This window comes from Stenotrophomonas sp. 3(2025) (assembly GCF_052665395.1).
This window is the reverse complement of the sequence record NZ_JBQOIF010000002.1, coordinates 183,246-196,982: the sequence shown is the minus strand read 5'-3', so window position 1 is coordinate 196,982 and position 13,737 is coordinate 183,246. Positions and strand designations below refer to the sequence as shown.

8 protein-coding genes are annotated in these 13,737 nt (G+C 66.8%); 5 read left to right on the top strand and 3 right to left on the bottom strand.

The genetic code is table 11. From position 1 onward, the window contains the following. Positions 1-167 precede the first annotated feature (167 nt). From ACUXVE_RS02430 to ACUXVE_RS02420, 3 genes are all read right to left on the bottom strand, one after another. A complete protein-coding gene (locus tag ACUXVE_RS02430; RefSeq protein WP_117311663.1) occupies positions 168-1,523 on the bottom strand; it encodes a Gfo/Idh/MocA family protein in 1,356 nt (451 codons plus the stop codon). 64 nt (positions 1,524-1,587) lie between these two features. Then, positions 1,588-4,563, bottom strand: a complete 2,976-nt coding sequence (locus ACUXVE_RS02425; protein WP_032976876.1) for a TonB-dependent receptor domain-containing protein — start codon at positions 4,561-4,563, stop codon at positions 1,588-1,590. Between the two features lie 132 nt (positions 4,564-4,695). Further along, positions 4,696-8,055, bottom strand: coding sequence for a TIM-barrel domain-containing protein (locus tag ACUXVE_RS02420; RefSeq protein WP_445513794.1), 3,360 nt, complete (start codon positions 8,053-8,055; stop codon positions 4,696-4,698). A gap of 321 nt (positions 8,056-8,376) precedes the next feature. Between ACUXVE_RS02420 and ACUXVE_RS02415 the strand changes: the two genes are divergently transcribed. Genes ACUXVE_RS02415 through ACUXVE_RS02395 form a run of 5 tightly spaced genes read left to right on the top strand, consistent with a single transcriptional unit; the run spans position 8,377 to position 13,735 of the window. Further along, entirely contained in the window at positions 8,377-9,531 is a 1,155-nt protein-coding gene (locus tag ACUXVE_RS02415) for an SIS domain-containing protein (RefSeq protein WP_445513742.1), read from the top strand. After that, the gene (locus ACUXVE_RS02410; RefSeq protein ID WP_025877472.1) at positions 9,524-10,462 is read left to right on the top strand and encodes an ROK family protein; all 939 of its coding nucleotides are present in this window, start codon (positions 9,524-9,526) and stop codon (positions 10,460-10,462) included. Before ACUXVE_RS02415 ends, ACUXVE_RS02410 begins: the two co-directional genes overlap by 8 nt. 16 nt (positions 10,463-10,478) lie before the next feature. After that, the gene (locus tag ACUXVE_RS02405; RefSeq protein WP_445513741.1) at positions 10,479-11,813 is read left to right on the top strand and encodes a D-tagatose-bisphosphate aldolase, class II, non-catalytic subunit; all 1,335 of its coding nucleotides are present in this window, start codon (positions 10,479-10,481) and stop codon (positions 11,811-11,813) included. Between the two features lie 33 nt (positions 11,814-11,846). Next, entirely contained in the window at positions 11,847-12,623 is a 777-nt protein-coding gene (locus ACUXVE_RS02400) for a DeoR family transcriptional regulator (RefSeq protein ID WP_049465791.1), read from the top strand. Further along, a complete protein-coding gene (locus tag ACUXVE_RS02395) occupies positions 12,620-13,735 on the top strand; it encodes an N-acetylglucosamine-6-phosphate deacetylase (protein WP_445513740.1) in 1,116 nt (371 codons plus the stop codon). The genes ACUXVE_RS02400 and ACUXVE_RS02395 overlap by 4 nt, the downstream gene beginning before the upstream one ends. The last annotated feature ends 2 nt before the right edge of the window (positions 13,736-13,737 follow it).

Here is a 13,737-nt window from a genome sequence, read left to right as displayed (position 1 = left end):
CATGGGGACGTTATCTCCGATGTGGGTTACGCATTCAAGTCAGAAAGTGTGGAGCGGGTCGAATTTCAGAGTTTTCTGATAACCGCCAACCATCGATAGTGGCCCGAAGATACAAAAACGCCGGGCAGTGCCCGGCGTTTCCGTCACAGCGTGGAAGGGTGCAGACCTCAGTACTTTCCGTCAAACGCAAAAATCGGCTTGCGCTTCTGCCACAGGCCCGCGGTGAAATCCGGGAACTCCAACGTCTGGAAACTGTTGGCGATCGACTGCTCGCTCAACGGGGTAATCGCACTCCACGTCACTGCGTCGTAGATGTCGATCGGCATCGGCGCCTTGGCCTTCAGCGCTTCCACGAACGCATGGATCACGAACCAGTCCATGCCGCCATGGCCGGCGCTGGCAGCGGTGTCGGCATTCTGCTTCCACAGCGGATGTTCGTACTGATCCTGGTACTTCTTGAACTCTTCCCACTGGTGCGGCGGGCTGCGGCCTTCGATGTGGATCGAATGGTTCACGTCCATCCACAGGCCCTTGGTACCCTGCACGCGGAAGCCCATTGAATACGGTCGCGGCAGCGAGGTGTCGTGCTGCAGCAGGATGGTCTCGCCGTTCTCGCAGGCCAGCGTGGTGGTGACGATGTCGCCGAGCTTGAACTTCACCCTGGTGCTGGGGTGGGTGGTGCCGCCGCTCTTGGCTACGGTGTATTCGTGCAGGCCACGCGCCTTGGTGGCGAATGCGTTGATGTGGGTGAAACGGTTGCCGCGGTTGATGCCGGTATACATCGCGCACGGGCCGATGCCGTGGCTGGGGTAGAGCTCACCATTGCGCTCCACCGAGTGTTCGGTGCGCCAGCGTGCTTCGCTCCAGCCCTTGGGGCCGAATTCCACGCCACTGTCGTAGGGCTGGTTCGGGTCGCCGGAGTTGAACTTCACCCCACGCAGGTCGTGCTGGTAACCGGCCTGCAGGTGCACCAGTTCGCCGAACAGACCCTGCCGCACCATCTGCAGGGCCGCCATCACGTCACGGCGGTAACAGACGTTTTCCAGCAGCATGTACGGGGTGCCGGTGCTCAGCTGGGTCTTCAGCACATCCCAGTGGTCCTGCAGGGTGATGCCGGCCACCACTTCGCAGCCCACGGCCACGCCAGCCTGCATCGCGGCAATCGCCATCGGTGCGTGGTACTCCCACGGCGTGGCGATGATCACGCCATCGATGCCCTTCTGCTCCAGCAGGCGCTTCCACGCGTTGATGTCGCGGTCCTGGCCGTAGGTCTTCGGCGCGGGCTTGCCCGCCTTGCTGACCATCTCCACGGCGCGGCCGAGCATGATCGGCTCGATATCACACAGGGCAACGACCTCCACGTCGTCGCGGCGCACCAGTTCCTTCAGCAGCACCAGGCCACGCATGCCGGTACCGATCACGGCCAGGCGTACCTTGCGGCCACGCGCCCATGCCGGGGTCTGCGGCAGCAGGCTGCTGGCGGCGACAGCGGCGCTGGCCGCGATGAATTCCCTACGCTTCATGGCAAACACTCTCCTCTTGAAGGCGCGCCAGCCTGGGCCGGCGCGCCTGGTCACGCAAACGGGATTACTTGAACCGGTAGCCGATGGTCACACTGTAACCACGACCGAAGATGGTGGCGTAGTCACTGGAGTCACCCAGGAAGCTGTTGGGATCGTAGAACGGCAGGCGGTTGAACAGGTTCTTGACGGTGAAGCTCAGGTTCCACGCGTCATCCGGGCGCCAGGTGACGCTCATGTTGGCGGTCCACCACGACGGTGCCCCATCGCACTTGCTCTTTTCCAGGGCCAGGTAACCGCCGGTGCAGGTTTCCTTGTTGTTGCTTTCTTCGTCGATCTGGTCGGTGGCCCACTTGGTGCCGCCCACGTAGTTGACGAACATGCTGGTGGTGACCTGCTTGTAGGTCCAGTCGGCATTGAGCGTCGCACGCAGGCGCGGGTTGTTGTAGTAGCCCACCACGTCGCCGTAGTACCAGCCGTTCTGTTCATCCATGTAGAAGCGGTTGCGGTTGGCGATGGTGGCGGCCAGGCCGATGTTCAGCCCGCCCCACTCACCCAGCGAGAAGCGGCTGCGCGCATCGATGTCGAAGCCATCGATCAGGGTCTTGCCGCGGTTCTTGTACTGGCCCACCACGCTGGCCACGTTGCCGGCCGAGTAGCCCGGCAGCGTTCCCGGGCAGCTCACACCGCTTGCCGGGTCGGCGCACATCGCCGCCAGCTGCGCCAGGTTGGCGCGGTCGCTGTCGGTGATCGGCGAGCGCGACGAGGAGATGATGTCTTCGGCGCGGCGGTAGTCCGGGGCAACGATTTCGTTGTCGCGGTAGATGAACCAGTAATCGGCCGACACCGACAGCCAGCTGGCCGGCTCGTAGACGAAGCCCAGCGTGGCGATCTTCGCCTTCTCCGGCTTCAGGTTCTGGTTCGGCTGGGTCATGCGGGCCACGGTACGGCTGCAGTCCACGTTGAGCAGGCTCTTGCCCAGGTCAACATCACCGCCGCGCTGCGATTTCAGCAGCAGGTTGGCGATGGCGTTGGTCTCGGCGCAGCGCAGTTCATCACGGTAGCCGCCCAGCTGCGCGTACACGCCGCCGTTGCCGGACTCGGCCAGGCTGGGGGCGCGGAAGCCGGTGGAATAGGTACCGCGCAGCATCAGCTGGTCGAACGCCTGGTACTTGAAGCCGATCTTCGGCGCGACGTTGGCGCTGAAGTTCGGGTACTTGTCCACGCGCACGGCCGCGTCCAGCTCCAGCTTCTCGGTGATCGGCGCCACCGTTTCAGCAAACAGCGCATAGGTGTTGCGCGCGCCATCGAACCACGAGCCACCCTGCTGGGTGATCAGGCCGGCGGCCGCGTCGGCGTTGCCGGGGGTGTAGAAGGTTTCGCGGCTGGCGTTGAAACCGAACGCGGCGCGCATGTCACCGGCCGGCAGCTGGAACAGCGGCCCTTCGATCTTGCCGTCCAGGGTGTGCAGGCGCGTCCACGACTGGATGTCGAAGGTCGGGAAGGCGCCGCGGATCAGTGCGGCGTTGGCCTCGCTGATCTCGCCGAACTTGTACGCCGGATGATCGGAGATGATCACGCGGCCCGTGCCCGGGTCGATGCTGTAAGGACCGAAGGCCTTCTCGAAGCCCTTCACGTTGACGTTGATCGTCTGGTAGGTGGTCGAGTGCGTGCCGGCGGTGGCGAACGCGGTTTCCCAGTTCCAGTCACCGACGTTGCCACGCGCGCCGGTCAGCACGCGGTAGCTCTTGTCGGTGTTGCGCTGGCCGAAGTAGTTGGCGCCGGCATCCTGCAGCAGGTACTGCAGGCCGACCACGCCACCCATCATGGCCTTCAGCTCGGGGCTGGCGTGGTTGTACTCGTTGTTCGGGCCCAGGAACGGATACAGGAACTGGTTGACGTTGTTGCCGGTATCGCGCGAGAACCAGCTGGTCGGGTTGCCGGTGGTGGTGCCGTAGCTGCGCGGGGTACCGCCGTTGGCACGCAGGTCGATATCGGTATAGGTGGCCTCGGCGAAGATCTCGGTGCTGTCGCCCACCAGGAAGGTGCCGTTGAGGTAGGCGGTGTTGCGCTCGGATTTGGCGCCGGCATCGATCTCGTTGTTCATCCAGGTTTCCCAGACGCAACGCGGGCCGGCCGCTTCACTGGTCAGCACGTTCTTGCAGCCCGGCGCGGCTTCCTGCACGCGGCGGCCGGTCACCGGATCGAACGCGAAATAGCTGCCCGGGTTGAACTCGCCCGGCTTGCTGCCCACGCCCAGGCGCAGGTTGTTCAGGTAGTTGGGGTTGTTGACGTAGTACTGGTCCGGGCGCTTGTCATAGAAGTCGGCCAGCGGAATCGCGTCGCGGCGGTACATGTTCACCGCGCCGTAGATGTTGAAGCGGTTCTCGGTGAGGTCACCGAAGCCGGCGGTGATGCTGGCCTGGCGCTCGCCGTAGGAATCGATGCGCGAGGAGGTGTCGTTGGTGAAGCTGATCTCCGCGCCCTGGAAGTTGCGCTTGGTGATCACGTTGATCACGCCGGCCACCGCGTCGGTGCCGTACACGGCCGAGGCGCCGTCGGTCAGCACTTCCATGCGTTCGATGGCGGCGGCGGGAATCGCATCGATGTTGACGAACTGGGTCTGGAAGCCCGCCGGCGCACCGTAGTACGACAGGCGACGGCCATTCAACAGCACCAGCGTGCCCTGTGCGCCGAGGCCGCGCAGGTTGGCCTGCGAAGCGCCGTCGGAGCCGGTGAACAGCGAGCGCGAATCCTGCTGCGCTGGCCGGGCGGCCGGCAGGTTGTCGAGCACCTGCAGCAGCGTGCGCGCACCCATGTTCTGGATGTCCTGCTTGCTGATCACCTGCACCGGCGAGGCGGTTTCAACGTCGGTGCGGCGGATGTTGGAGCCGGTGACCTCGATGCGGGCCAGGTCGGTGGCCTTGTCCTTGCTCTCCTGGGCGAAGGCAGGAACGGCGACCGACAACAGCACGCCGGCGATGGCCAGCGACAACGGTGCGATCGAACGACAGGGGGGGCGGTGGTGGCGGGCGGGCAACATCGGGGTTCTCTCCTGGCAGGGGTGCGGCGCGAATGGTGGATCGGCGGGCAAAACGCTCCCGGGCCACGGCCCCCACCGTCGTGGTGAAGCCGTAGTCGGAATGGGCGGGGGAGGAGCGGTGTTACGTGGCGGTCATGGGGCGACGATGCTGGCGGAGTCGCCCTCCTGGCCGATCAGCACGGCGTTGGCCCAGTTGGCACAGACCTGGGCGGGTTGGCTGCCCTGCGCACCCAGCGTGCGCAGGCTCAGGGTGGAAAGGCCACGGATGTCCAGCTCCGGCTTGACCACGCCGGGCGCCTTCACCAGGCCGCTGTCATACAGCAGGCGGTTGTCGCCCCAGACCTGGAACTGCAGGCCACCGGCCGTGCGGCAGGCGTCGTCAATGCCGAGGTCGGCACGCAGCAGGCGCCATCCCCCCTGCAGGCGCAGGTCGATGCGGCTGTTGGCGGACACGCCCAGGCCGCGGCGGAACTGCAGGCCGTTCATGCGCATGCCGGCGTCGCCGGTGAACGCCTTGTCGGCGTGCACATGGCTGGCCAGCGCGGCCGGCACCGGCAGCTCGGAGAGATAGCGCTGCCGGGCCGGTCGCTCCGGTTCCTGGTGTTCGAGGATGTGGAAGGTGGACAGCGCAATCGGGCCGACGTCGCGCGGTTGCAGCGCGTCGAAGGCACGCGCACTGCCCTGTGCAGCGGTCACCATCGGATCGGTGCTGGAGGCACCGTCACCTTCGGGGTTCTGCACGCTCAGCACGCGGAAGCGCAGCAGGCGGCCGGCGTGGGCCGGGAAGTCGATGCGCTGCGTGCCTTCCTTCAGCTGCAGGTGGCCGCGGGCAATCGGTTCACCCCACTCGCCATTGCTGTCGCCCAGGTACACCTCGTAGTCGCGCACCTGGCCGTGCTTCCAGTTCTTGTCGTTGCGCGGCGCGATGTCGATGCCATCGATCATCTTCCGTTCGCCGAAACCGATCACCCACTCATGGGCACCGGTGCGCACGGCCTGGTTGCGCACGCTGCGGAACCAGGTGGCCGGATCATCATCGAAGGCATTTTCCAGCGCATGGCCGGGTTCTTCGGCCGGGCGGTTGACCACCAGCAGGCTGTCGGCCGGCAGTTCGCGGCCCAGCACCGGTGCAGCCGGATAGGCATCGTCGGCGGCCGCGGCGGCGACGGCGAAGTCCAGCTGCAGCTGCAGCGGCTGGCGGATGTCCTGCGCCGCGGTGCGTACATGCAGGGTGCCGCGACGCTCCTTGGCATCGAAGTACCAACCCTCGCTGGCGCTGTTGAATGCGGTCGCGTCGGCCAGCGCCGGCAGCGCGCGGCCAGCGGCCTGCACCGCACGCGGCGCCTGCCGGCTGAGCACGCGCAGGCCATAGCGGCGCTGTGCCAGCTGGCCGTTGTACTGGCCCTGTACCGCATCGATCTGCACCTGCACCGGGCCACTGCCCTGTGCCGGCGCCTGCACACTGATCCGCTGCGTGCTCGATTCGCCCTGCTGGTAGCGGCGGGTGTTGCCGTCATCTTCGTACAGCGTGTACTGCGAATCACCCTGCGGGTACAGGTCGAAGGTCACTTCATCGAGCGGTTTCTCGCCGTCGAACAGCATCGACGGGTACATCGGCAGGATCGCACCGGCACGCACGAACACCGGCAGCGTGGCCAGGTCCACCTGGCGGTCCAGCTGGCGGCCATCGGCGGCGGCCTGCACGCGGCGGCCATCCCAGTAGTCGATCCAGCCGCCGGCGGGCAGGTGGATGTCGCGGCGCCAACCACGGCTGGCGGCCTGGCTGCGGTACACCGGTGCAACCAGCAGGTCGCGGCCGAGCAGGAACTGGTACTTGTAGGTTTCATCCTGCGCGTGCGGATCGCGCGGGTTGTCCCACATCAGGCCACGCACCGGCGGTGCACCGGTCTGCGCAGCCTCATGCACCAGCCCATACATGTACGGGGTCAGGCGCATCTTCAACTTCAGGTAATCGCGGTTGATGCTGCGGTAGGGCTCGTCGTACCACCACGGGTGCTTGCGCGCATTCGACGACCAGCCACTCATGCCCATCAGCACCGGGGTGAACGCCTTCCACTGCAGGTCGCGGGTGAAGGTCTCGGCGCTGCCGCCGAAGATCGCGTCCACATCGCCACTGGCGTAGGCCATGCCGGACAGGCCCGAACCCACCAGGGTCGGCACATGCCAGCGGATGTAGTCCCAGCTGCTGCTCTGGTCGCCGGTCCAGGCCACGGCATAGCGCTGGATGCCGGCCCAGCCCATCACCGTCCACAGGAACGGGCGGGAATCGGAATTGTCGAGGATGCCGTTGAACGCCTGGCGGTTGGCATCCATCGCGAACTGGTAGCCCTTGCCGGTCCAGGCCACGTCCAGTTTCTGCACGCGGCTGCCGGCCTTGCCCACTTCCCAGGCGATCTTGTCGACGCCGTTCTCGGTCCACAGGCCGGTGCGGAAGCCGTACCCGGCCAGGCCCTTCACCGTCTCAGGCAACTGCTTGTAGCCGCAGCCATAGCCATCGTTGGGCAGGATCCAGCCGCCGGGCATGTCGTTGGCCCGGTACTGCTTGGCCACGCTGTTGATCACATCGGGGGTGGTGCCGGTCGGGCCGTCGCTCCAGCCCTCGGGCACGGTGCCGGGCTTCTTGCTGTTGTCGCCGTCGTTGTAGCAATCGGCATCGCCGTAGGACAGCGCCCAGCGCGCGACCATGTTCGGGCGGCCGGTCAGCTGGGTGTAGCGCTCGATCAGCTTCGGCAGGTCAGCGCCAACGAAGTAGTACGCATCGAAGCGGTCTTCGCGATGCAGCAGGGTGGCCTGGTCGCTCTGCCGCAGGTCGTAGCTGCCATCGCTCCACGTATTGCGCAGCATGCCCCAGCCACGGCTGCTCAGCAGCATCGGTGCCGGGCTCGGGCGATCCCCCTCTTCCCAGCCGCCGGAGTACGAGACCTCCAGTTCGCGGCCCTTGAACTGGTAGCGGCCGTTCTGCTGGCCACCGCCGTAATAGCCTTCATCGGCCTGCGAGGACAGCACCTGCACGCTCTGCGCGGCATCCAGGTCCAGCGGCTGCAGTTCCTGCCACAGCGCGGTGGGCTGGCCGTTGTCCAGGCGCTCCAGGCGCAGGCGCAACGGCTGCCGCTGCACATGCAGCACCAGTGCAGCGGTACGCACGCGGATCTCCTGCGCGTCTTCTTCCAGCTGTGCCTGCACGTTGGCCTTGGGCTGCGGCAGCACGATCGGCGCGGCCTTGTCGCCGGCACCGGTCAGCTTGCCGTTGCGGCCGGCCTGTACGCGGATGATGTCGGTGGCCGGCAGCTCAATGCGGATGCGCGTGCCGTTGTCGGTCTGCAGGTCCCAGCCATTTACACCGTCGGTGCTGGCACTGGCGCTGACCGAGCGCAGGTTGCCGACCGGTGCGGCCTGGGCCGACAGGGACGCCGACAGCAGTGCCGGCAACAGGGCCAGCAGCAGTGGCGAACGAGGAACGCAGATTTCCACACGGACTCCCAACCCGTTCACCGGGCGTTTCGAAAGCGGTTGGGCCGACTCTAGGGCAGCGATTCGAAAGATGTCAACAAATTGAAAGGAAAAAGGAAGATATATTTAGATGAAACGAAAGTTGTTGCGGCGCAATACTTTGTGTAACCGCTTGCAGGTGTCTGTTAAGCATTGTGCGATACGGCATTCGGCGGTTTCTTTCGTTTCCAGAGTCATGCCGCGCGGGGAAAGCCATCACTGCGATATCTTTCTTTTTACTTTCGGTATTTGACATTTCGAAAGAAAACGCAGATGGTGCGCTGGCCCAACTGGAACCTCCGAATGGACGTCACCCTGCTTTCCGATGTGTCCGCCTGGCAGCGCCGCGGCGGAGCCGATACCGCTACCGAAATCGCCCAGCAGCCGGCGCTGTGGGAAGCCCTTGCACAGGATCTGTCGCGTGCCCGCGACCGCCTGCAGGCCTTCCTCGGCGACAGCCTCAACGACCCGAACCAGTGCGTGCTGTTCACCGGCGCCGGCAGTTCCGGCTTCATCGCTGAAATGGTGGCCGATGCCATCAACGCGCAGTGGCCGGCCGAGGTGCGCGTGGTGCATACCACCAGCCTGCTCACCCATCCTGCGCTGTACCTGCAGCGCGATCGTCCGACCCTGCTGGTGTCGTTCGGCCGCAGCGGCTCCAGCCCCGAAAGCGTTGCCGTCGTCGACCGCGTGCGCAGTGACGTGGACGATGCGCGCTTCCTGGACATCACCTGCAATGCCGAGGGCGAACTGGCCCGCCGTGGCGCCGGCCGTGCCGACACCTGCACCCTGCTGATGCCGTCGGCCAGCTGCGACCGCGCCTTCGCCATGACCAGCAGCCTGACCTGCATGCTGCTGGCGGCATTGACCGTGTTCGACCGTTCGCCGTGGGATGCGCGCATCGCGCGCCTGCAGCAGATTGCCGGTCTGGCCCGCGAAGGCCAGGCGCAGTGGGATGCAGCTGTGGCCGCGCTGGCGCAGCGCCCGTTCAACCGGGTCATCTACCTTGGCAGCGGCCCGCTGGAAGCACTGGCGCGCGAGGCTGCGCTGAAGGTGCTGGAGCTGACCGCCGGCCGCGTGCTGGCGCTGGCCAACACCCCGCTCGGCTTCCGCCATGGGCCGAAGTCCACGCTGGACGGCAGCACCCTGGTGGTCGTGCTGCGCAGCGTGCAGCCGCTGGCACGCCGCTATGAGCAGGACCTGCTGGAAGAACTGCGCCGCGACGGCGTGGCCGGCCAGGTGCTGTCGATCGGCCCGCATTCGGATATCGGCGCCGACGATGACTACACCCTCACCGTGCCTGCCCTGGATGACCCGTGGCTGGCGCCGGTGTGGCTGGGCTTTGCGCAGCTGTACGCGCTGCAGCGTTCGGCCGCACTCGGCCTCACCCCCGACAATCCGTTCCCGGACGGCACCGTCAACCGCGTGGTCAAGGGTGTCACCATCCACCATGGCTGAGCTGATCGCCAACGCCTGCTACGGCATCGACATCGGCGGCACCAAGATCGAACTGGTGGTGTGCGATGCGGCGATGCAGGTCACCTGGCGCCGCCGCGTGGCTACCCCGCAGGGTGACTACGACGGCTTCCTGCAGGCGGTGGTGACATTGGTTGCTGAAGCCGATGCTGCGCTGGGTCGCAGCGATGCGGCCATCGGCATCGCCCTGCCCGGCGTGCGTGATCGTCGCAACGGCCGCCAGCTCAGCGCCAATGTGCCTGCGCTGACCGGTCAATGCGTGGCGGCTGATCTGCAGGCACGCCTGCAGCGTCCGCTGCATTTCGGCAACGACCTGCAGTGTTTTGCGCTCTCTGAAGCGCACGGTGGCGCCGCCGATGGCTACCCCAGCATGTTCGGCGCCATCCTCGGCACCGGTGCCGGTGGCGGCTTCTGCCTGCAGGGGCGCCTGCTGTCCGGCTTCAACGGCCTGGCCGGCGAATGGGGCCACTGGAGCGTGCCGGGTCACCTGCTGCAGCGTCATGGCCTGCCGCTCATTGATTGCGCCTGTGGCCTGCAAGGCTGCGTGGAGCGCTACGTGTCCGGCAGTGGCCTGGCGATGATCGAGCGCCACCTCGGTGGCAGCGCTGCCGATGCCAGCGTGGTGGTCACCCTGGCCGAAGCCGGCGATGCGCGTGCACGGCAGGCGCTGGACATCCATCGCGACCTGCTCGGCCACAGCCTGGCCGCCCTGGTGCTGGCGCTGGACCCGCACGTGATCGTGCTCGGTGGCGGCCTGTCCCAGTACGCACCGCTGTACCAGCTGTTGCCGGCGGCCATCGCCGCGCATCTGTTCAACGGCGTGCAGGTGCCGCCCATCGTGCCGCCGCGCTTCGGCGATGCCGGTGGTGCACGCGGTGCCGCCCTGCTGGCCTGCCAACCCTCGTTTTCCTGATGTCCGGAGCTTGACCATGTCCCCGTTGCAGACCCTGCTTGCCTCCCACCGCGCCGGCCACAACGTCGGCCTGTACAGCGTCTGCTGCAGCAACGAACAGGTGCTGCGCGCGGCCATGCACGTGGCGTTGGCACACGATACCGTGCTGCTGATCGAAGCCACCTCCAACCAGGTCGACCAGTTCGGCGGCTACACCGGCATGACCCCGCCGCAGTACCGCGACTACGTCGGCAGCCTGGCCGATGAGGAAGGCTTCGCGCGCGAGCGCTTGATCCTCGGCGGTGACCACCTTGGCCCGAACGCCTGGCAGAAGCGCCCGGCCGCCGAAGCGATGACCCATGCGCGCGTGCTGATCGAGGCCTACGTCGCCGCGGGTTTCCACAAGATCCACCTGGACTGCAGCATGTCCTGCGCCGATGACCCGGTGCCGCTGCCCGATGCCATCGTTGCTGCACGTTCGGCCGAGCTGGCCGAGATCGCCGAGCGCACCGCCACCGAGCACGGCCTGCCGCCGCCGGTCTATGTCATCGGTACCGAAGTGCCGATTCCCGGTGGCGAAGCCTCGCTGGCCGGTGGCCTGCAGGTGACCACCCCGGCTGCCGCTGCGCAGACCCTGGCCATCCACCGGCAGGCCTTCGACACCCCGCTGCTGCGCGATGCATGGCAGCGTGTGCTGGCCATGGTGGTGCAGCCGGGCGTGGACTTCGACCACAGCAGCGTGCACGAGTACGACGCGGCCGCCGCCAGCAAGCTGGCCGACTTCCTCGAACAGCAGCCGCGCATCGTGTTCGAAGCGCATTCGACCGACTACCAGCGCGAAAGCGGCCTGCATGCCCTGGTGCGCGACCATTTCGCCATCCTCAAGGTCGGCCCCGCGGCCACCTTCGCCTACCGCGAAGCGCTGTTCGCACTCGCTGCCATCGAGGCCGAGCTGCTGCCGGCCGCGCAGTGCTCGCGCCTGCCGCAGGTGCTGGACGAGGTGATGGTGGCGCAGCCGAAGTCCTGGCAGTCCTACTACCAGGGCGACGAAGCGACCCTGCGCCTGCTGCGCAGCTATTCCTTCAGCGACCGCTGCCGCTACTACTGGGGCGAGCCGGCGCTGGTGCAGGCCGTGCAGACCCTGTTCGCCAACCTGGAACAGCACGCGCCGCCGCTGGTGCTGCTCAGCCAGTACCTGCCGGAGCAGTACCGCGCCGTGCGCGAGGGCACCCTGGCCAATACGCCTACCGCCCTGGTGCAGCATCGCATCGGCCTGTGCCTGGGCGAATACGCCCGCGCCTGCAGCGCCAACCAGGCTGGAACCCGCAAGCACAACGCAAGTCCGGCTGCCGCCGATCTTGCGAACGGCTAATCTCTACCTTTCCCTGCGAAACCGAGAATGGCCATGCGCAACACCCGCTCCCGCCGGCAACAGATCCTGCAGCTGCTGATCGAGCACGGCTCGGTGCAGGTGGCCGATCTGGTCGAGCGCTTCGGCGTGTCGGCGGTGACCATCCGTGCCGACCTGACCCACTTCGAATCGCAGGGGCTGGCCACGCGTACCCACGGCGGTGCCACCCTGGTGCGTACACCGCCGCAGGAACAGGACATCCACGAAAAGGATGCGCTGAACCTGCCGCTGAAGGACTCCATCGGCACGGCGGCCGCGCGCCTGGTGCAAGCCGGTGACAACATCATCATCGACTCCGGCTCCACCACGATGACCCTGGCCCGCCATCTGCGCGGACACCGCGATGTGACGGTGATGACCAACGGCCTGAACATCGCCTGGGAACTGGCCAACGCCGCCGGCATCACCGTGCTGCTGACCGGCGGACTGCTGCGCCAGCAATCGCTGTCGCTGCAGGGCAGCCAGGCCGAAGCCAGCCTCAACTCCTACAGTTTCGACACGCTGTTCCTGGGCGTGGATGGCCTGGACCTGCAGTTCGGCCTGACCACCCACGACGAAGCCGAAGCCCGCCTCAACCACCGCATGGTCGAACGCGCGCGGCGCATCGTGGTGCTCACCGACGCCTCCAAATTCGGACGCGTCAGCCTGCACCGCATCGCCCGCCTCGATCAGATCCACGCCATCATCACCGACGCCGGCATCGACGACGCGACCCGCGAGGGGCTGCAGCGGCTGGGCATCGAAGTGATCATCGCCGAGCCTCCCGCATGACCGATATCCGCTCCCTGCACGGCCGCATCCTCACCCCGTTGGGCTGGCGTCGCGGCCAGGTGCAGTTCGATTCACACGTGCGCCAGCTGCAGGTAGATGACCACAGCGGCGGCGATGACCCGCAGCTGCCGGTGATCCTGCCCGGCTTCATCGACCTGCACGTGCATGGCGCGGCCGGCGTCGACCTGATGCAGGGCGGCGACGTGGCCCGCACCATCGCCCGCACCCATGCGCGCTTTGGTACCACCACGCTGCTGGCGACCACCATGACTGCCGGCCTGGACGAGATCGAATACGCGCTGCGGGGTGTTGCGGCAACGATGGCAGCGCCCGATGCCGATGCCGCCTGCATCGCCGGTGTGCACCTGGAAGGCCCCTTCATCAGCCCGCAGCGGCTGGGCGCACAACCCAATCGTACGATCGAGGCGACGATGGCGCTGGTGCGGCGGCTGCACGCGCTGGCACCGATCCGGGTGATGACGCTGGCGCCTGAGATCGGCGAGCACACCGCACTGATCCCCGCGCTGTCCGCACTCGGCATCCGCGTGCAGCTCGGCCACAGTGCCGGCACCTACGAGGAAGGCGTGGCCGCATTGCAGGCCGGCGCTTCCGGTTTCACCCATCTGTTCAACGGCATGACCGGCGTCGACCACTACCGGCCGGGCATCGCCGCCGCTGCCCTGGCGCATGCGCAGTACGCCGAGATCATTCCCGACCTGCAGCACATCCATCCCGGCGTGATCCGTCTGGCCGCACGCGCGATTCCGCGCCTGTATGCGGTAACCGACGCGACGGCCGCCACCGGCATGCCCGATGGCGAGTACGCGCTGGGCGAGCAGCGCGTGCACAAGTGCGGCGGCTGCGTGCGCCTGGCCACCGGCTCGCTGGCCGGCAGCGCGCTGACCATGGACCAGGCGCTGCGCAACCTGGTGCAGGTGGGTCTGGATCTGGCTGACGCATCGCAGCGCGTGTCCACCTTCCCGGCCGATTACCTGGGCTTGAGCGATCGCGGCCGCATTGCGCCCGACGCCCGTGCCGACCTGGTGGTGCTGGGTGCGGAACTTCGCCTGCAGCAGGTCGTGGTGGGCGGTCGATTGATCGATCTGGACTGACA

Bases quoted from the DNA above. Each gene is read 5' to 3' on its own strand.
- ACUXVE_RS02395 (WP_445513740.1), top strand. From the start codon at position 12,620: ATGACCGATATCCGCTCCCTGCACGGCCGCATCCTCACCCCGTTGGGC.
- ACUXVE_RS02415 (WP_445513742.1), top strand. From the start codon at position 8,377: ATGGACGTCACCCTGCTTTCCGATGTGTCCGCCTGGCAGCGCCGCGGC.
- ACUXVE_RS02400 (WP_049465791.1), top strand. From the start codon at position 11,847: ATGCGCAACACCCGCTCCCGCCGGCAACAGATCCTGCAGCTGCTGATC.
- ACUXVE_RS02425 (WP_032976876.1), bottom strand. From the start codon at position 4,563: ATGTTGCCCGCCCGCCACCACCGCCCCCCCTGTCGTTCGATCGCACCG.
- ACUXVE_RS02405 (WP_445513741.1), top strand. From the start codon at position 10,479: ATGTCCCCGTTGCAGACCCTGCTTGCCTCCCACCGCGCCGGCCACAAC.
- ACUXVE_RS02430 (WP_117311663.1), bottom strand. From the start codon at position 1,523: ATGAAGCGTAGGGAATTCATCGCGGCCAGCGCCGCTGTCGCCGCCAGC.
- ACUXVE_RS02410 (WP_025877472.1), top strand. From the start codon at position 9,524: ATGGCTGAGCTGATCGCCAACGCCTGCTACGGCATCGACATCGGCGGC.